Annotated in this window: 15 protein-coding genes and 1 pseudogene; 7 read left to right on the forward strand and 9 right to left on the reverse strand. The window is 67.4% G+C overall.

From position 1 onward, the window contains the following. Positions 1 to 28: 28 nt before the first annotated feature. Positions 29 to 1,627 (forward strand): DHA2 family efflux MFS transporter permease subunit, encoded by a 1,599-nt coding sequence (locus QXH22_RS29860; RefSeq protein ID WP_306277812.1) that lies wholly within the window; start codon positions 29 to 31, stop codon positions 1,625 to 1,627. Here the strand turns inward: QXH22_RS29860 and QXH22_RS29865 are convergent. Both QXH22_RS29865 and QXH22_RS29870 read right to left on the reverse strand, forming a co-directional pair. Further along, positions 1,624 to 3,738, reverse strand: coding sequence for a S9 family peptidase (locus QXH22_RS29865; RefSeq protein WP_306277813.1), 2,115 nt, complete (start codon positions 3,736 to 3,738; stop codon positions 1,624 to 1,626). The genes QXH22_RS29860 and QXH22_RS29865 overlap by 4 nt on opposite strands. Further along, entirely contained in the window at positions 3,735 to 4,622 is an 888-nt protein-coding gene (locus tag QXH22_RS29870; protein WP_306277814.1) for a phosphoribosylaminoimidazolesuccinocarboxamide synthase, read from the reverse strand. The genes QXH22_RS29865 and QXH22_RS29870 overlap by 4 nt, the downstream gene beginning before the upstream one ends. Before the next feature lie 60 nt (positions 4,623 to 4,682). Here QXH22_RS29870 and QXH22_RS29875 point away from each other — a divergent pair, with 60 nt between their 5' ends. Further along, positions 4,683 to 5,300, forward strand: a complete 618-nt coding sequence (locus tag QXH22_RS29875) for a hypothetical protein (protein WP_306247602.1) — start codon at positions 4,683 to 4,685, stop codon at positions 5,298 to 5,300. A 12-nt stretch (positions 5,301 to 5,312) separates the two neighbouring features. Here QXH22_RS29875 and QXH22_RS29880 read toward each other — a convergent pair whose 3' ends face one another. Then, positions 5,313 to 6,551, reverse strand: a complete 1,239-nt coding sequence (locus tag QXH22_RS29880) for a cytochrome P450 (protein WP_306277815.1) — start codon at positions 6,549 to 6,551, stop codon at positions 5,313 to 5,315. Continuing rightward, entirely contained in the window at positions 6,548 to 7,966 is a 1,419-nt protein-coding gene (gene purB / locus QXH22_RS29885) for an adenylosuccinate lyase (protein ID WP_306277816.1), read from the reverse strand. The genes QXH22_RS29880 and purB overlap by 4 nt, the downstream gene beginning before the upstream one ends. A 111-nt stretch (positions 7,967 to 8,077) precedes the next feature. On the opposite strand from purB, the gene QXH22_RS29890 reads away from it, so the two are divergent. Beyond that, a complete protein-coding gene (locus QXH22_RS29890; RefSeq protein WP_306247596.1) occupies positions 8,078 to 8,836 on the forward strand; it encodes a DUF429 domain-containing protein in 759 nt (252 codons plus the stop codon). Here the strand turns inward: QXH22_RS29890 and QXH22_RS29895 are convergent. Next, positions 8,779 to 9,441 carry a TetR/AcrR family transcriptional regulator gene (locus QXH22_RS29895; RefSeq protein ID WP_306247594.1) on the reverse strand — a complete coding sequence of 221 codons (663 nt, stop codon included), beginning with the start codon at positions 9,439 to 9,441 and terminating at the stop codon, positions 8,779 to 8,781. The two genes, QXH22_RS29890 and QXH22_RS29895, sit on opposite strands and share 58 nt — an antisense overlap. A 55-nt stretch (positions 9,442 to 9,496) precedes the next feature. Between QXH22_RS29895 and QXH22_RS29900 the strand changes: the two genes are divergently transcribed. The 4 genes and pseudogenes from QXH22_RS29900 (at position 9,497) to QXH22_RS29915 (ending at position 15,515) form a co-directional block, all read left to right on the forward strand. Next, the gene (locus QXH22_RS29900; RefSeq protein ID WP_306247591.1) at positions 9,497 to 10,408 is read left to right on the forward strand and encodes an alpha/beta hydrolase-fold protein; all 912 of its coding nucleotides are present in this window, start codon (positions 9,497 to 9,499) and stop codon (positions 10,406 to 10,408) included. 23 nt (positions 10,409 to 10,431) lie between these two features. Next, positions 10,432 to 12,014 (forward strand): annotated as a pseudogene (locus tag QXH22_RS29905) (gamma-glutamyltransferase family protein). Positions 12,015 to 12,164: 150 nt separating this feature from the next. Further along, positions 12,165 to 13,706, forward strand: coding sequence for a serine/threonine-protein kinase (locus tag QXH22_RS29910; RefSeq protein WP_306247587.1), 1,542 nt, complete (start codon positions 12,165 to 12,167; stop codon positions 13,704 to 13,706). Positions 13,707 to 13,949: 243 nt separating this feature from the next. Further along, positions 13,950 to 15,515 (forward strand): serine/threonine-protein kinase, encoded by a 1,566-nt coding sequence (locus QXH22_RS29915; RefSeq protein ID WP_306247585.1) that lies wholly within the window; start codon positions 13,950 to 13,952, stop codon positions 15,513 to 15,515. Between the two features lie 13 nt (positions 15,516 to 15,528). Here the strand turns inward: QXH22_RS29915 and purD are convergent, their stop codons facing one another. The 4 genes from purD to QXH22_RS29935 all read right to left on the reverse strand — a co-directional run bounded on the left by purD (position 15,529) and on the right by QXH22_RS29935 (position 18,903). Beyond that, positions 15,529 to 16,797: a phosphoribosylamine--glycine ligase gene (purD, locus tag QXH22_RS29920; RefSeq protein ID WP_306247583.1), complete on the reverse strand. Its 1,269-nt coding sequence runs from the start codon at positions 16,795 to 16,797 to the stop codon at positions 15,529 to 15,531. Between the two features lie 71 nt (positions 16,798 to 16,868). Then, positions 16,869 to 17,297 (reverse strand): carboxymuconolactone decarboxylase family protein, encoded by a 429-nt coding sequence (locus tag QXH22_RS29925; protein WP_306247580.1) that lies wholly within the window; start codon positions 17,295 to 17,297, stop codon positions 16,869 to 16,871. Next, the gene (locus tag QXH22_RS29930; protein ID WP_306247578.1) at positions 17,297 to 18,157 is read right to left on the reverse strand and encodes an NAD(P)-dependent oxidoreductase; all 861 of its coding nucleotides are present in this window, start codon (positions 18,155 to 18,157) and stop codon (positions 17,297 to 17,299) included. Before QXH22_RS29930 ends, QXH22_RS29925 begins: the two co-directional genes overlap by 1 nt. Continuing rightward, positions 18,154 to 18,903: an SDR family oxidoreductase gene (locus QXH22_RS29935; RefSeq protein WP_065050202.1), complete on the reverse strand. Its 750-nt coding sequence runs from the start codon at positions 18,901 to 18,903 to the stop codon at positions 18,154 to 18,156. The genes QXH22_RS29930 and QXH22_RS29935 overlap by 4 nt, the downstream gene beginning before the upstream one ends. Positions 18,904 to 18,907 lie beyond the last annotated feature (4 nt).

An 18,907-nucleotide genomic window follows, 5' to 3' on the forward strand; every position in this document is an offset into this window, starting at 1 on the left:
GTGAGGCATTGGTCACAATCGGTTAGATATGCTCAGCAACGCCATGGATAAGGCGCCCTCCGCACCGGCCGACGCCGCGCTGCCCGCCACCACCACGGGAAAGTCGGCGCCGCACGACTTCCCCGACAAGCTCGACGCCGCGACGCTGAGGGTCGCCGGGGTCTGCATCCTGGCTTCGGTGATGTTGTCGGTGGACACCACAGTCGTCAGCGTCGCGCAGCGCACCTTCATCGTCCAGTTCGAATCGACGCAGTCCGTCGTCGGCTGGACCATGACCGGGTACACGCTCGCGCTGGCCACGGTGATCCCGCTGGCCGGTTGGGCGGCCGACCGCTTCGGCACCAAACGACTGTGGATGGGGTCGGTGGTGGCGTTCATGGCCGGCTCGCTGCTGTGCGCGATCGCGCCGAGCATCCTGCTGCTGAACGTCTTTCGGGCCGTGCAGGGCATGTGTGGCGGCATGCTGATGCCGCTGGGGTTCACCATCCTGACCCGGGTCGCCGGCCCGAAGCGCCTGGGCCGCCTGATGTCGGTCCTGGGCATCCCGATGCTGCTCGGGCCGATCGGCGGCCCGATCGTGGGCGGCTGGCTGATCAACGCGTTCAGTTGGCCCTGGATCTTCTTGATCAACCTGCCGATCGGGCTGTGCGCGTTCATCCTCGCCAAATTCGTGTTCCCGCGGGATGAACCGGCGCCCTCGGAGACGTTCGACGCGGTCGGCGTGCTGCTGCTGTCCCCCGGGCTGGCCACTTTCCTGTTCGGGGTGTCCTCCATCCCCGGGCGCGGCACGCTCGCCGATCGCCACGTGCTGATACCGGCGGTCATCGGCCTGGCGCTGATCGTCGCATTCGTGCTGCATGCCTGGCTGCGGGCGGATCACCCGCTGATCGACCTGCGATTGTTCCGCATCCCGGTGGTCACCCACGCCAACATCACGGCGTTCATCTTCTCGATCGCCTTTTTCGGTTCCCTGCTGCTGCTGCCGAGCTACCTCCAGCAGGTGCTGCGGCAGACTCCGATGCAATCCGGGTTGCATCTGATTCCCCAGGGGCTCGGCGCCATGCTGACCATGCCATGGGCCGGAGTCTTCATGGACCGCAAAGGCCCGGGTAAATCGGTGTTATTCGGCATCTCGCTGATCACGGTGGGCCTGGCGATCTTCACCTTCGGCGTCGCCCGCCAGGCTGCCTTCTCACCGGTGCTGCTGATCGGGCTGGGCATCCTCGGCATGGGCATGGGCTGCACCATGATGCCGCTGTCCGGGGCGTCGGTGCAGTCGCTGAGTCCCCACGACATCGCCCGCGGTTCGACGCTGATCAGCGTCAACTTCCAGGTGGGCGGGTCGATCGGCACCGCGCTGATGTCGATGGTGCTGACCAGTCAGTTCAATCGCAGCGAGAACATCTCCGCGGCAAACGAACTCGCCCGCCGCCAGCAGGAAGCCGCGCGGCACGGGGTGCCGCTGGATCCGTCTGCGATACCGCCGCGGACCCTGGGACCCGACTACACCGCCAGCCTGCTGCATGACCTGTCGCACGCCTACACCGTGGTGTTGGTCATCGCTGTAGCGCTGGTCGCGAGCACGCTGGTCCCGGCGTCATTCCTGCCCCGCAAACCCGCCGCCTAACCCGCCACCTGGTTGCCCTGGGCGGTCGCCAGCAACCACGAGTACTGGAACGCGGTTTCCTTCCAGCGTTCGTAGCGGCCGCTGATTCCCCCGTGGCCGGCATTCATCTGGGTCTTCAACAGCACCGGGCTTCCGTCGGTGTTGGCGTGCCGTAACGCGGCCACCCACTTGGCGGGTTCGACGTAGTAGACCCTCGTGTCGTTCAGCGACGTCATCGCCAGGATCGCCGGATACTTCTTTGCCTCGACGTTCTCGTACGGCGAATAGGACTTCATATATGCGTAGACGTCGCTGTCGGCCAACGGGTTTCCCCATTCATCCCATTCGGTGACGGTCAGCGGCAGCGACGGATCCAGGATCGTGGTCAACGGGTCGACGAACGGCACCTGCGCCAGGATTCCGGCGAAGAGGTCCGGCGCCATGTTGGCCACCGCACCCATCAGCAGGCCGCCGGCGCTGCCCCCCAGCGCCACCAGTTGCTGCGGGCTGGTCAGACCGGTGTCGACGAGATGCTGTGCGACCGCGATGAAGTCGGTGAAAGTGTTCTTCTTCTGCAGCAGCTTGCCGTGCTCGTACCACAACCGGCCCATCTCCCCGCCGCCGCGGACATGGGCGATCACGAACACCATGCCGCGGTCCAGCAACGACAGCCGCGCGATGGAGAACCGCGGATCTTCGCAGATCTCGTAGGCGCCGTAACCGTAAACCAATGCTGGAGCGGGGAATTCGGTGCCGGCCCGATAGACGATCGAGATCGGCACCCGGGTGCCGTCGGCGGTCTGCGCCCAGTCGCGCCGCTCCACGTAGTCCTCACGCCGGTAGTCGCCCAGCACCGGCTGCTCCTTGAGCAAGGTGCGTTCGCCGGTGGCCAGGTCGAGGTCGTAGATCCGCACCGGCGTGACGAACGATCCGGCACCCACCCGCAGCTTCGGCGAGCGCGAGTTGGGGTTGGCGCCCAAACCGGCCGACATCAGTTCGGAGTCGAAGGCGATCTCCTGCGGCTCACCGTAGCCACCATCAGAACCGAACGGCCACAGTTGAATTCGCGGGAGCGCCGCCCGCCGATAACTGACCACGAGGTGATCGGCGAAGGCGTCCACGCCGTCGAGGCGAACGTCGTCGCGATGCTCGATCAGCGTGCGTTGCCGCGCAGGGTCCTCGACCGGCGCCTCCACCAGGGTGAAGTTGACCGCGCCGTCGTTGTGCAGGATGAGGAACCGCTCCTGCCCACCCACCGTGGCATGCTCCACCGAGTACTCGACACCCTCGCGGCGCGGCAGCACGACGGTGAACTCGGCCTCGGAGTCGGCGGCGTCGGCGTAGCGCACCTCCGAGGTCACCGACGATCCGGCCGCAATCAGGATGTAGGCGTTGCTGCGGGTGCGGCCCACGCCGAGCCAGAACCGTTCGTCGGGTTCGTGATACACCCGCTCCGGCGACCCGCCGGAACCCAGCCGGTAGCGCCACACCGTATCGGGACGCCACGCCTCGTCGACGGTGCTGTAGTAGACGGTGCGGTTATCGGCCGCCCAGGTGGCGCCGGCGCCGATATCTGTGATCTCGTCGGGATAACGCTCGCCGGTGCGTAAGTCCTTGAATCGCAGTGTGTATCGCTCGTCGCCCTTGACGTCGACGGAGTAGGCCAGCAGATTGGCGTCGAGGCTCACGCTGGCCGCACCCAGGGCGAAGAAGTCGTGGCCTTCGGCTTCGACGTTCTCGTCGAGCAGGATCTGCTCACCCGGGATCTCGGTGTGCTCGTCGAGTTGCGGCGGGTCCCAGTCCTGCGGATCGGCGACCGGGCAACGACAGTGGACCCCGTACTGTTTGCCCTCGAAAGTGCGGGCGTAGTACCACCAGTCGCCGCGCCGGGTCGGCACCGAAAGATCGGTCTCCTTGGTGCGCGACTTGATCTCGTCGAAGATCTGCTGCCGCAACGACTCCAGGTGTGCGGTGCGGTGATCGGCGTAATCGTTCTCGGCCTCGAGGTACCCGATGACCTCGGGACTTTCCTTGTCCCGCAGCCACTCGTAGGGGTCGACGAAGACGTCGCCGTGGAATTCCCGGCGGGTATCCACCCGCTTGGCGGCCGGCGGCACCACTGCGTCGGTCATGCACTGATCCAGTCGTCGAAGCGCAGGCCCGAGATCCGCTCGTAGGCATCGATGTACCGTGCGCGGGTGGCGTCGATGACGTCCGGGGGAAGTGGTGGCGGTGGCTCGGTACCGTGCCGGTCCCATCCGGATTCGGGGCTGGTGAGCCAGTTTCGGACGAACTGCTTGTCGAAGCTGTTCTGCACCACGCCGGGCCGGTATTCGTCGGCGGGCCAGTAGCGCGACGAGTCGGGGGTGAAAATCTCGTCGGCCAGCAACAGATTGCCCTCCCGGTCGGTCCCGAATTCGAATTTGGTGTCGGCGATGATGATTCCTTTGGTGAGGGCGTGGTCGGCGGCCTGCACGAAGATCTGCAGGGTGCGGTCGCGCAGCTGGTTGGCTGTCACCGCGCCGACCAGTTCGACGACCCGCTCGAACGAGATGTTCTCGTCGTGACTGCCGAGCTCCGCTTTGGTCGCCGGGGTGAACAACGGCTCGGCGAACTTGCTGGCCTCGACCAGCCCCGGCGGCAACGCGATACCGCAGACCTTCCCGGTCGCCTGGTAGTCCAGCAGGCCCGAGCCGGTCAGGTAGCCGCGCGCGACACACTCCACCTCGAGCATCTGCAGCCGGTGCACGACGAGCGCACGACCGAGTACCTCCTGCGGAATCCGTGGGTCGTCCGGTGGTCCGGCCAGGTGATTGGGTGCGTCGACGAGTCCGAAGAAGAACACGCTCATGGCGGTCAGAATGCGGCCCTTGTCCGGGATCACACTGTCAAGAATGAAGTCGTATGCGGAGATGCGGTCGCTGGCGACCAACAGCAGGTGGTCGTCGTCGACGCGGTAGATCTCGCGAACCTTGCCGCTGGCGACGTGCTGGTAATCGGACAATGGGGGTCGCATCGCGTCAGCCTATCGGGCGAGCCGGCACCATTCCGTGGCGAGCTGTGCTGGTATCGGGGTATGACGAGGTACCTGCCGTACTCCACCCGACCCTTCCGCCTGTTCGGTCAGCTGATCAGCGACATCACCATTTCGCTGTGGACGGTGATCTGGGTGTTCGTCGGTATGGCCGTGCACGATGCGATCGCGACGATCGCCGAGGCCGGCCGTCAAGTGGAAAGCGGCTCGAAAGACCTGGCCGGGAACCTGGCCTCGGCGGGCAACGGTGCGCACAACGTGCCATTGCTGGGCGACGCGCTCGGCAAGCCGCTGGATGCCGCCAGCCGGGCGGCACTGGACGTGGCCGGCGCGGGGCACAGCCTCGATTACACGGCGAGCTGGCTGGCCTGGGTGCTGGCGCTGGCGGTCGCCTCGCCGCCGATCCTGGCGGTGACCGTGCCGTGGCTGTTACTGCGGTGGCGGTTCTTTCGGCGCAAGTGGGTGGTGACGGCGCTGGCCGCCACCGCGGCCGGGCAGCAACTGCTGGCGCTGCGGGCGCTGGCCAACCGATCGCCGGCCAAGCTGGCCGCGGTCAGCGCCGACCCGGTCGGCGGGTGGCGACAGGAGGATCCGATGGTCATCCGCGGGCTGGCCGCGCTGGAACTGCGGGCGGCGGGAATCAGGTTGCGCATGCCCTGAGCGGCGGCCGCACTAGTCCTCGCGCAGTTCCACGACCAAATGCCGGATGCCGGTGTGCCGGTTGCTGCGCGTCCACTCCGGTGGCTCCACCACACGCACGGCGCCGAACCGAGAGAACAGCTCCTCGTAGAGCACCCGCAGTTCCAGCCGGGCCAGGTTCGCGCCCAGGCAGTAGTGCACACCCTGGCCGAAGCCCAAGTGCGGATTGGGTTTACGGGTGATGTCGAACTCTGACGCGCGTTCGAAGACAGCTTCGTCGCGATTGGCCGAGCCCTCCCAGATCTGCACCTTCTGCCCGGCCTCGATCGCCTGTCCCCCCAGGGTGACATCGCGGGTGGCGGTGCGGCGCTTGGACGGCGACGGCGAAGTCCAGCGGATGATCTCCTCGACCGCCGTCGGCAGCAACTCGAAATCAGCGCGGAGCGAACGCAATTGCGCGGGATGTTCGGCCAGCGCCAGCAGCCCGCCCGCGACCGCGTTGCGCGTCGTCTCCGCCCCGGCGCTGAACAGCAGACTGAAGAACAGGTACACCTCGAGATCGGACAAAGCCTGGGATGCTTCGTCTTCCACCATCGCGTTGGCAACCACCGAAAGCATGTCGTCGGTCGGCTGTGCGCGCTTGGCGGCGATCAGCTCCTGCCCGTAGGCATACATCCGCGACCCGGCCTCTTCGATCGACAGCTGCGACAGCGCCGCTTTGCGCGAGCCGCCGAAGTCGAACTGCGGCTCGATGGCCTCGAACAGCCAATGCCGTTCGGATTCAGGAACTCCCAACAGGATGCAGATCATCTGCATGGGCAGTTCGGCGGCAATGTCGATGAGGAAGTCGAACGGCCGCCCCGGCACCACATCATCGATCAGGCGCCGGGCCCTGCCCCGCAGATCGTCCTCGACCCGGCGGATCATCCGGGGCGTGAGGCCGGAACTGACCAGTCGCCGGATCTGTGAGTGCCGGGGGTCGTCCATCATGTTAAGCACCTGACCCGCGATGGCCAGATCCTGCAACAGGGTGCCGCCGAACGGCCGGGTACCGCCGGTGACCGAGGAGTACGTCCCCGGATCACGCAGCACCTCAAGGGTTTCGGCGTGGGTGGCCACCGACCAGAAGCCTTCGCCGTCGGGGGTGTTGTCGGTGGGCTCGTGCCAGAACACGGGCGCCTCGCGGCGGTGGAGGGCGAACAACTCGTGCGGGAACCCGTTGGCGAAGTTGTCCAGATCGGTGAAGTCGATGCTGGTGACAGCGGTGGTCACAGGATGGCCCCGGGCGTGTACTTGGCCGCCTCCGGATGGCGGCTCACCAGTTCGTCCACCTGGGCGGCCACCTCGTCGACCTGGTCGCCGGACGCACCGACGAAGGCCTCCTTGTCGGCCAGCGCGGCGTCGAGCGCCGCCCGGTCCAGCGGCAGCCGGTCGTCGGCGGCCAACCGGTCCAACAGATCCGGCTCGGCGCCGCGTTCCCGCATCGCCAGCGCCGTGGCCACCGCGTGTTCGCGGATCACGTGGTGCGCGGATTCGCGGCCCATCCCCGCCCGCACGGCGGCGATCAGCACCTTGGTGGTGGCCAGGAACGGCAGGTAGCGGTCCAGCTCGCGCTGGATCACCGCCGGGTAGGCGCCGAACTCGTCGAGCACCGTCAGGAACGTCTCGATCTGTCCGTCGATAGCGAAAAAGCTGTCCGGCAACGCAACTCGGCGTACCACCGAGCAGAAGACGTCGCCTTCGTTCCACTGCGCCCCGGCCAGTTCCGCGGCCATCGAGGCGTAACCGCGCAGCACCACCTGCAGCCCGTTGACCCGTTCGCAACTGCGGGTGTTCATCTTGTGCGGCATCGCCGACGAGCCGACCTGACCTTCGGCGAATCCCTCGGTGACCAGCTCGTGCCCGGCCATCAACCGGATGGTGTGCGCCAGCGACGAGGGTCCGGCGCCCAGCTGGACCAGCGCGGAGATCACGTCGTGGTCCAGCGAACGCGGATACACCTGTCCGACGCTGTGCAATACCGCTGCAAATCCCAGGAATTCGGCCACCTGTTGCTCGAGCGCCGCCAGTTGGGCCGCATCGCCCCCGAGCAGGTCGAGCATGTCCTGCGCGGTGCCCATCGGCCCCTTGATGCCGCGCAGCGGGTAGCGGTCGATCAGCTCCCGCAACCTGGTCAGCGCGATCAGCGTCTCTTGCGCGGCCGAAGCGAATCGCTTGCCCAGGGTGGTGGCCTGGGCAGCGACGTTGTGGCTGCGACCGGCCATCACCAGGTCGCGGTAGGCCACCGCGCGCTCGGCGAGGCGTGCGGCCACCGCGACGCCGTGCGCGAACACCAACTCGAGGGACTGGCGGATCTGCAGCTGCTCGACGTTTTCTGTCAGGTCGCGGCTGGTCATGCCCTTGTGCACGTGCTCGTGGCCGGCGAGTGCATTGAATTCCTCGATGCGGGCCTTGACGTCGTGGCGCAGCACCCGCTCGCGCGCCGCGATCGAGGCCAGATCGACGTTGTCCAGCACCCGCTCGTAGTCGGCGACCGCGCCTTCCGGCACATCCACCCCGAGGCCCATCTGCGCCCGCAGCACCGCCAACCACAGCCGCCGCTCGGCCACCACCTTGGCCTCGGGCGACCAGATCGCCACCATCTCGGCACTTGCATACCGGCTGGCCAGCACATTCGGAATACTCACGAACACACAGCTTACGGTCGGCGGCAGGACGGACCCAGCGCGCGCCGAGGCGGGCAGGAGGAGCCGCATTTCCGGCGAAGCTCCGCCTCGCGGAAGTGACAGAATGCCGCCATGTACTTCGCCGGCGTCGACCTCGCCTGGGCGGGCCGCAACCCGACCGGGGTCGCGGTGGTCGATGACGGCGGCGCCCTGGTCAGTGTCGGCGCCGTCCGCAGCGACGACGACGTGCTGGCCGCGTTGCGGCCCTGGGTGCGGGCAGAGTGCGTAGTAGGTTTCGACGCCCCGTTGGTAGTGACCAATCCGACGGGTCAACGCCCGGCCGAGACCGCGCTCAACCGGGATTTTCGCAGGTTCGAGGCGGGGGCTCACCCGTCCAACACCGGAAAAGCCGAATTCGCCGACGGGCCCCGGGCCGCGCGGCTGGCCGGCGCGCTGAACCTGGACCTCGACCCCTGTTCATCTGCCCCGGGACGCGCCCTCGAGGTGTATCCGCATGCCGCGACGGTGGCCCTGTTCCGGCTGCCCCGCACGCTGAAGTACAAAGCCAAGCCGGGTCGCGACCTGCAGCAGCTCCGGTCGGAGCTGCTACGGCTGATGGACCTTGTCGAGACCCTGGCCGCGGCGCCGGTACCGCTACACGTGCGCAGCTCACCCGAATGGGCCCGGTTACGCAACGCCGTGCTGACCGCGCAGCGCAAAAGCGAGCTGCGGCGCGCCGAAGATCCCGTCGATGCGGTGATCTGCGCCTATGTGGCGCTCTACGCGCAGCGTCGTCCCGACGACATCACCCTCTACGGCGACGCGGCGACCGGCTATATCGCGACGCCGTCGTTGCCCAACGATGTGCTGATGACGCGCACCGGGGGCTGATCGACCGGCGCCAGCACCTCGATCAGGTCGATGACCGTGGACATCGCCGCGGCGCGCGGATCGCGTCCTTCGACCAGCGCGGAGACCACCGAACCGTCGACGGCGCAGATCAGGGTGCACACCAGCTCGATCTGGACCGATCTCCCCGACCTCTCGATGGCCTCGGCGACCGCCTCCGCGCGCTGGCGCAGGCTGCGTCGCATGCTTTCCCGCAACGCGGGAAGCCGGGTACAGGCGATATGACGCTCGTACCGCGATATCAGCTGCTCGGCGAGCCCCGGCCCGGATACGTCCCCCACCAGCAGATCGACCAGCACGTCAGCGGTGGTCTCGGGCCCCCGGCGCCGCCGGGACAGGGCGTTGACCCGGGCACGCAACTGCGCCACCTCGATCATCCCGATGTGTTCGACCGCACGTGCGATCAAATCGTCGAGCGACGAGAAATAGTAGGTAGTAGAAGCCAGTGGCAGGCCGGCTCGCCGAGCGACCGCCCGGTGGCGCACCGCTTCGAACCCGCCTTCGCCGAGCAGCTCGGCGGCAGCGCTCACCAACGCATACCGCCGACGTTCTCCTTTTGGAGTAACTGCTGCTGCTGTCACGCCCACCCATGCTGCCAGTCAAAGTGGTACTGCATTGCCATTTTCGCGAAACGAACATGGCATGATGACCCGCATGCCAGACATCAGCCGCCGCGCCGTACTGCGCCTCGGTGCCGCCGCCGCATGCGGCGCGGGCGGCGCATATGCGCTCGACGTGCTGTTTCAGCCCCGGACGTCGCGCGCCGCCCCGGTTTCCTGGACTGGGACAAACGTTCCATTGGCGCCGGCACGGCCGCTGGATCCGGCACCCCCCGCGCAGGCGGCCCCGACCATGGTGACGGGCTCGTTCGTCTCGGCCGCCCGGGGCGGGATATCGACAAACTGGGCGATCGCGCGCCCGCCGGGCCAGACCAAACCGCTGCGGCCCGTCATCGCGCTGCACGGCAAGGGTAACGATGCCGCGGCCGTCATGGCAGGCGGTGTGGAGCAGGGCCTGGCGCAGGCCGTCAACGCCGGATTGCCGCCGTTCGCGGTGGTTGCCGTCGACGGCGGCGGTGGCTACTGGCACAGACGGGCCGACGGTGACGACGCTGGGTCGATGGTGCTCAACGAGCTGATCCCGATGCTGGACAGCCACGGCCTCGACACGTCACGGGTGGGATTTCTGGGTTGGTCGATGGGCGGCTACGGAGCGCTGCTGCTCGGTGGCCGGCTCGGCCCGGGCCGCACCGCGGCGATCTGCGCCGTGAGTCCAGCGCTGTGGACGTCTGCCGGTGCCGCCGCCCCCGGAGCCTTCGACGGGCCCGAGGACTATGCGGCGAATTCGGTGTGGGGGATGCCGGCGCTGGGTTCCATCCCGATCCGCATCGACTGCGGTGACAGCGACCCCTTCTATTCGGCGACCAAGCAGTTCATCGCCCAGCTCCCGACCCCTCCCGCCGGCGGTTTCTCGCCGGGAGGTCACGACGGCAGCTTCTGGAGCTCTCAGTTGCCGGCCGAGATGACGTGGATGGCGCCGATACTGACGGCGTAGGCCGCCACGGATACCGTCGTCGTGTGAGCGCACCGTTCGGCTGGACCAATCCGTACGCCTGGCCCCGCACGCCCATCCTGGGCGGCAATGTGGTGTGTACGTCCCAACCGCTGGCCGCTCAGGCCGGGCTATCGATGCTGGCCGCCGGCGGGAACGCGGTCGACGCGGCCATCGCCACCGCGATCACGCTGACGATCGTCGAACCGGTGTCCAACGGTATCGGGTCGGACGCGTTCGCGATCGTCTGGGACGGCACGCATCTGCACGGCCTCAACGCGTCGGGACGCTCGCCCGCTGCGTGGACACCGGAATACTTTGACGGCCAGAACGTTCCGGTCGTCGGCTGGAATTCGGTGACGGTTCCCGGAGCCGTGTCCGGGTGGGCGCAGCTGCACCGTCGATTCGGGCGGCTCCCGTTCGAGCAGCTGTTCGCACCTGCTATCTCTTACGGCCGCAACGGCTTTCTGGTCTCTCCTATGGTCGCCTCGCAATGGCACGCTCAGGTTCCGGTCTTCGCATCCCAGCCCGGCTTCGCCGCAGCCTTCCTGCCGGGTGGGCGTGCGCCCAGGGCCGGGGAGTTGTTCACCTTCCCGGACCATGCGGCCACCCTGGAGGCGATCGCGGCATCCGGCGGCGAGGCCTTCTACCGCGGCGAGTTGGCCGCCCGGCTCGAGGCACACTCGGCGGCACACGGCGGCGCGATGCGGGCAGATGACCTGGCGGCTCACCGGGCCGACTGGGTCGACACGATCAGTCGCGACTACCGCGGCTACACCGTTCACGAGATACCACCCAACGGTCAGGGCATCGTCGCGCTGATCGCCCTGGGCATCCTCGAAGAATTCGACATGTCCTCGCTGCCAGTCGATTCCGCAGACAGCGTGCACCTGCAGATCGAGGCACTGAAGCTGGCGTTCGCCGACGCGCACGCGTGCGTCGCCGATATCGACCACATGACCGTGAGCACCGAACAACTCCTCGACCGTGAGTATCTGAGGCAACGGGCGACGCTCATCGACCCACGTCGCGCCAAGCAGGTTTCGGCCGGAGTGCCCACGGGCGGAACGGTCTATCTGACCGCCGCCGACGCCTCCGGGATGATGGTCTCGATGATCCAGTCGAACTACCTGGGATTCGGCTCCGGTGTGGTGGTGCCGGGCACCGGGATATCATTGCAAACCGTGGCGCGAATTTTGTTGTCACGCAAGGACACCCAAATCAGATCGGCCCGGGTAAGCGCCCCTTTCACACCATCGTCCCGGGCTTTGTCACCAAAGACGGGGAACCGGTGATGAGTTTCGGGGTGATGGGAGGTCCGATGCAGCCACAGGGCCACGTGCAGGTTCTGGTGCGCATCGCCGACTACGGACAGAATCCGCAGGCGGCCTGCGACGGCCCGCGCTTCCGCTGGGTGGACGGCGTACAAGTGGCCTGCGAGAAGGGATTCCCGCCCGCAACGCTCGACGAGTTGCGGCGGCGCGGGCACGACCTGCTCGCCGTGGACGACTACAACGCGTTCGGCAGTTGCCAGGCGATCTGGCGACTGAAGCAGGGATACCTCGCCGCCAGCGACCCGCGCCGCGATGGGCAGGCAGTCGCGTTCTGAGCCGGTGACGCTTGTCGGCCCCGGCACGAATTAACGGCAATCTCACAGGAAATCACGAGCCGTCTCCCGGTAGTGAGCTGGTTAATATCGGGCGAGCAACTGCGGGCAGGCGCCCGAGGCCATGCCCGCCTTCTCGTTACGGATGGTGCGATGGCTGACTCAACTGATCGAGGCGGCGCCTGCATTCTGAATGCCGGAGATGTGTTCGCCGGCTATGCAATCGACCGGCTATTGGGTACCGGCGGGATGGGTGAGGTTTACGGGGCCCGCCATCCACGCCTGCCACGCCGCGAGGCACTGAAGATCCTGAACGATGACATCTCAGCAGACGAGGCATATCGGCAGCGCTTCATCCGAGAAGCGGATCTGGCTGCCGTGCTGTGGCATCCGAATATCGTGCGCATCAACGACCGCGGCGATTTCGACGGCCGGCTGTGGATTTCCATGGACTTCGTCGACGGAACCGACGCGGCGAGCCTTTTGCGCGACCATTATCCGGCCGGCATGCCGGCAGATCAGGTCGCGACAATCGTCGAGGCGATCGCGTGCGCCCTCGATTACGCACATGGGGAGCACGACGTGCTGCACCGCGATGTCAGTCCCGCGAATATCCTGATCTGCGGCGCGGGCAGCGCTGAACAGCGAATCTTGTTGAGTGACTTTGGTATCGCGCGAACCATCGGCGACACCCCCGGCCTCACCGCGACGAACATGATGATCGGCACCTTCCCCTACGCCGCGCCCGAACAACTGACGGACGAACCGATCGACGAGCATGCAGACCAATACGCGCTGGCCGCCACCGCTTACCATTTACTGACCGGCTCGACGTTGTTCCCCCACACCAACCCGGCCGTCGTGATCAGCCGCCACCTGAGCGCACCTCCGCCGAGACTCGAGGACACCCGCCCGGCGCTCAAAGCCCTCGACCCGGTGTTCGCAGTGGCACTGGCCAAAGAACCCGGTGAACGATTCCATCGATGTAGCGACTTCGCCGACGCATTCGCCCGCGCGATCGACTCTGCCGGAGCGGCACCGAGTTCGGTCTGCACCATGCCCCGAGCGGTGGCAATCCGGCCGAAAGCGCATGCGACCCGCGGGAGGGCGCACCGCGGCCGCGGGCGGGTCCTCGCGGCCGCGGCACTGGCGGTCGCCTTTACCGGGTTGGGTGCCGCCGACTACGTCATCGCGGACAAGTCCTCCGTCAGCCCACCCGCCGCAGCCACCGGCAAGCCGCAACCGCAACTCGTGGCGAAACCGGCAACACCGTCTGCGGAGCCGCACAGCGCGGCCCCGCCGAGCGACATTCCGCCCCCGCCGTCCGCTGCGCGCGCGCCGGCCCCCACCACGGCCGCGCCACCCACTGCCGCCCTGGCTTCCCCTGTTGTTGCCGCGCCTCCCTCTCCCGCGCCGGCCGCGCTGCGGCCGAAAGCGCCGCCGCCACCCCAGCGACCGCCAGACCAGGACCAGACCTTCATCAACACGTTGTCCGGCATTCCGGGGCTCACCGTCACGGACCCGGCAACGGCCGCCGCGACGGGTCGCGCCATCTGCAAAGGACTGCAGAACGGTGCGACCCCCGACGATTCCGTCCAGGCGACGGTGAAGAGTAACTCCTCCCTCAGCCCCGCCCAGGCTGCCGCAGGCGTCAATGCCGCGATCGCCACCTACTGCCCGCAGTATCAGCATTAGGCGCGCCGACGGTGCCTACGATCGTCGATGACGTTGCGCAGCCCGGCATCTCACGGTGCGCGGCCGGCGTGCGGTGCCGCTTCGACATGACTGACCGGGCGGTCGCACGCTGAGCGCAAGGTGAACTAAAGGTAAACTCATAGGAAACTATGAGTGACTTGTCGATGAAGCGCTGGGTAATATCGAGTGAGCAAGTACGGCTGGCGCCGAGGTGCGCTCGGCATTCCTGTTACGGACGGTGCGATGATTGGCTCACTTCACCGAGAACCCGGCGTTGGTTTGAATACCGGAGATGTGTTCGCCGGGTACACGATTGACCGTTTGTTGGGACGCGGCGGAATGGGCGAGGTCTACCTCGCGCAGCATCCGCGGCTGCCACGACGCGAGGCGCTGAAGATCCTGAACGACGACATATCCGCCGATGACGCCTATCGTCAGCGCTTCATCCGCGAGGCGGACCTGGCCGCCGCTCTGTGGCACCCGAACATCGTGCGCATCAACGACCGCGGCGAGTTCGACGGGCAGCTCTGGATTTCAATGGACTACGTCGACGGAACCGATGCGGCGAGCCTGTTGCAGGACCAGTACCCGGCCGGCATGCCGGCAGACAAGGCGGCAGCCATCGTCGAGGCGATCGCCACCGCGCTGGACTACGCACATCTGCACCACGACGTACTGCACCGGGACGTGGGTCCGGCCAACATCCTGCTCGCCGATCCGGGAACCAGCGAGCAGCGAATCCTGCTGGGCGACTTCGGTATAGCGCGGGCCATCGGCGACATCGGCGGTCTGACCGCGACGAATATGATGATCGGCACGTTCCCCTATGCCGCGCCTGAGCAACTGACGGACGAACCGATCGACGGGCGGGCCGACCAGTACGCTCTGGCCGCCACCGCGTTTCATCTGCTGACGGGAACAACACTGTTCCCGCACACCAACCCCGCCGTGGTGATCAGCCGCCACCTCAGTGCGCCGCCACCGAAACTGGCGGAGATCCGCCCGGCGCTCCAGGCCTTCGACCCGGTGTTCGCCATTGCGCTTGCCAAGGATCCAAGCGAACGATTCGCCCGGTGTACCCATTTCGCCGAGGCCTTCACGCGCGCGATGCACTCCACCGGACAACCGACGAATTCGGTATGGACCATGCCCAGGCCGATTGCGGTTCGGACGCCGGCGCCGGCGGCCCCGAAGGCCACGGAGACCGCTGAGCCACAACGCCGGCGGCGTCGCATCTTCGCGGCCGCAGCGACCGCGATCGCGCTCGCCGGCGTCGGCGCCAGTAGCTACCAGAGCGACGACGCCGCCGCACCCGTTGCGTCGCCGGCTGGGGTCCAGCCTCAGGTTGCCGCGGAGCCGGCACCCGCGCAGCCAGAAGCGGCACCCGCGCAGCCACAAGCGGCACCCGCGCAGCCGGTCACGGCGCCCGCGCCGCCCAATGACGCACCGCCGCCGCCCGCCCCGGTCGCACCTCGTGCGTCCACACCGGCCGCGGCACCGGCGGCCCAGGTCCCGAAAGCGCCTGCCCCGCAGGCGCCTGTCCCGAAGGTGCCACCCCCTCCGCAACGCCCGCCGGACCCCGACCAGGCCTTCGTCAACATGGTGTCCGGTATCCCGGGTCTCACCGTCACCGACCCTGCCACCGCCGCCGCGACCGGCCGCGCCGTGTGCACGAGCCTGCAGAATGGCGGGACCCCCAATGATTCCGTTCAGGCGACGGTGAACGGAAACAACACCGTCACCCCGGCACAGGCCGCCGCCGGCATCAATGCGGCAATCACGGTCTACTGCCCGCAGTTTCAGCAGTAGGCAGCGCCGGCGGCTACAGGCGAATCTTTCCCTCTGCCGCACGCTGTCCGATGTCGGTGCGGAAGTGGCTGCCGGGCAACCGAATCGAGTCGAGTATCTGGTAGGCGCGGGTGCGCGCCTCGGACAGGTCAGCGCCCGTGCCGACGACCGACAGCACCCTGCCGCCGGAGGAGACGATCGCTCCGTCGTCGCGCCGGGTGGTTCCGGCGTGCAGGACCCCCTCGGCTTCGGAACCGGTGATGACGTCGCCGACCCGGGGCCGGCCGGGATAATTCTCGGCCGCCAGCACCACCGTCACCGCCGAGCCGTCGCGCCAGCGCAACGGCTCGAAGTCGGCGAGTGTCCCACTACCGGCGGCATGCAGTAGCTGGCCCAACGGCGACTCCAGCAGGGCAAGGACGGCCTGCGTCTCCGGATCGCCGAAGCGGCAATTGAATTCGACCACCGCCGGCCCCTTCGACGTGATTGCCAGGCCGGCGTAGAGCAAGCCGTTGAATGGGCATCCCCGCCGAACCAATTCGGCGGCAACGGGTTCCACGATCCGGCTGACGATCTCGCGGTAGACGTCGTCGGGCAGCCAGGGCAACGGCGCGTAGGCACCCATACCCCCGGTGTTCGGGCCGGCATCGCCGTCACCGACCCGTTTGAAGTCCTGCGCCGGCAGCAGCGGCACCACGGTCGCGCCGTCGAGCACGCAGAACAGCGAAACCTCGGGTCCGTCCAGGAACGACTCCAGCAGCACGGGATGACCCGATTCCAGCAGATTCGCGGCGTGCGCGCGGGCCTCGTCGCGATCCGCGGTCACCACCACACCTTTTCCGGCAGCCAGCGAGTCGTCCTTGACCACCCAGGCCGGGTCTCCGGCCGGCGGTCCGAAGCGTTCGAGTGCCGCGTCCAGATGCGCCGGGTTGTCCACGATCTCACTGGACGCGGTACGAACCCCGGCCGCGGCCATGACCTCCTTGGCGAAGGCTTTCGACCCCTCGATGCGCGCCGCATCCTTGCCGGGTCCGAAGCAGACGATTCCGGCAGCACGCAGCGCATCGGCCACTCCCAGCACCAGCGGCACTTCCGGACCGATCACCACCAGGTCGGCCTCGACCTTGCGGGCCAGGGCGACGACCTGGTCGGCCGAGGTGACGTCGACGTCGTGCTGCTCGGCCAGCCGGGCGGTACCGGCGTTGCCAGGGGCCACGATCAAGCCCGTGACCTGCGGGTCTGCGCTGAGCGCCAGTAGCAGGGCATGTTCACGGGCACCAGAGCCGATCACCAGGACGCGCACGACAGGTCAGACTAGCCGCAAGCCGCTACAGAATCTTTTCCAGCAGGTCCCTCACCCCTACCAGTGGCGAACTACTCGCCCGAGTTCATCTTGAGCGCACGCTCGACGTTCGCCTTCTTGTCCTCCGCGGCGCCCTTGGCCGCGGCCTTCTTCCGCCGCGCCACCACGGTGTCGACGGCGCCGTTGAGCGCCGAACCCAGCGGGAAACCGAGGTAGTGCGTCAGGAACAGCGCCATCTCCTTCAGATCGGACTCGCTGAGCTCCTCGTTCAGCAGCGCGGCGTTGATCTGGATCTCGGCCAGGTCGCGATTCCCGATGGCGGTGACCGCGGTCAGCGTCATGATGCGTTTGTCCCGCATGGACAATCCCGGCCGGGCCCAGATGGAACCGAACAGGTGGTCGACCGTCAGGTCGAAGTAGGGGTCGCCCTCGATGTTGGGCATCTCCCAGCCATAGACCTCGTTCATCTTCTCGAGGCCCTTGCGGCGCAGTTCGTCCATCACGCGTCCTTCTGCTCGTCGTGCGGTACCCCGAGGCCGGCAGCCAGCCGCTGCAGAGCCAGTTCGGCCATCGGCAGGTCGACCGAGACCGATTCTCCCAGCGCTAAAGCCAGGCTCAGATCCTTCTCACCCAGCCCCCGGGTGTGCAGGAACGGCTGGTACAGGAAGTTGTCCGGATCGAGGTCCCTGGTGTCCTCGCGCACCATAATCGCGCCGGGACCACCGGTGAGCGCGTCGGTGTGACGCACCACCCGGCCCAGCGCCTGCAGGTCCAGCCCGGCCGCCTCGGCCAGCTTCATGGCCTCACACGCGGCAGCGTAGGAGGTGAACGTCAACATGTTGCGGGCCAGCTTCATCCGTGTTCCGGCGCCCGGCTCACCGGCGTGGATGACCATCGCAGCCCAGTGTTTGAAGGCCGGCTTGATCCGCTCGTACACCTCGCGCTCGGCCCCGACCATGGTGGCGAGCTCGCCCTTGGCCGCCGCCGCGGCACCGCCACTCACCGGCGCGTCGACGATATGGATTCCCTGCGGTTTGAGTTCGGCCGCGAGCGCCACTGCGGTGGTGTCGCTGATGGTGGAGTGGATCGCGATGACCGTGCCGGCCTTCGCGGTTGCGGCCAGTTCGCCGACCACTTCGCGCACCTGGGCGTCGTTGAGCACGGTGATATGGACGATGTCGGCAGCGGCGATGTCGGCCACACTGGCGGCCCCGTTGGCGCCCTTTTCCAGCAGCGGCGCCATCGCCTCGGCTCGGATGTCGTAAACCGTCACGCCGCCAGGCCATTCGGTCATCTTGGTGGCCATCGGGGCGCCCATATTGCCCAGCCCGATGTAGCCCAGCTTGAGATCAGGGCTCATGACCGGATGATCTGTCCGCCGTCGACGTTGAAGATCTGCCCGGTGATCCAGCGGGCCTGATCGCTCAACAGGAACAGGCACATGCCCACCAGGTCATCCGGAGTTCCCATGCGCGACAACGGCAGTCCCTTGACGATGTCGTCGACGATCTCCTTGGGGGTGGTGGTCCGGTTGGCCTCGGTGTCGATGGGCCCCGGTGCGATCGCGTTGATCCGGATGTTCTGGCCGCCCAGTTCCCGCGAAAGTTGTTGGGTGAGGCCGTTGATGCCGACCTTGGCCAGGCCGTAGAAGTTGGCATACAGCCAGGCCGCGGTGGACGACTGGTTGACGATCGCGCCGCCGCCGCGCTTGGCCATCTTCTTGTACACCGCGCGGGTGCACCACAACGCGCCGTCGAGGTTCACGCTCATGAATCTCTTGTAGTACTCCGGGTCCACGGTGAGCAGGAAGTCCAGCTTCATCCCGCCGAAGATCGCGGCGTTGTTCACCAGGTAGTCGATGCCGCCGAATTCGGCCAGAGTGCGGTCGGCCATCGCTTTGGCCGACGCCGGATCCGACACGTCCACCGGGATACTGATGGCGGTTCCCCCGTCGGCGACGATCTGCTTGGCCACCCCCTCGGCCGCCTCGGCGTTGATGTCGGCCACCACCACCGCGGCGCCTTCGCGGGCCAGTGCCTCCACGTACGCCTGACCGATGCCGCCGCCGGACCCGGTGACGATGGCTACCTTGTTCTCGAACTGCACGCTG

The sequence above is a fragment of the Mycobacterium sp. TY814 genome (assembly GCF_030755175.1).
Taxonomy (GTDB): Bacteria; Actinomycetota; Actinomycetes; order Mycobacteriales; family Mycobacteriaceae; genus Mycobacterium.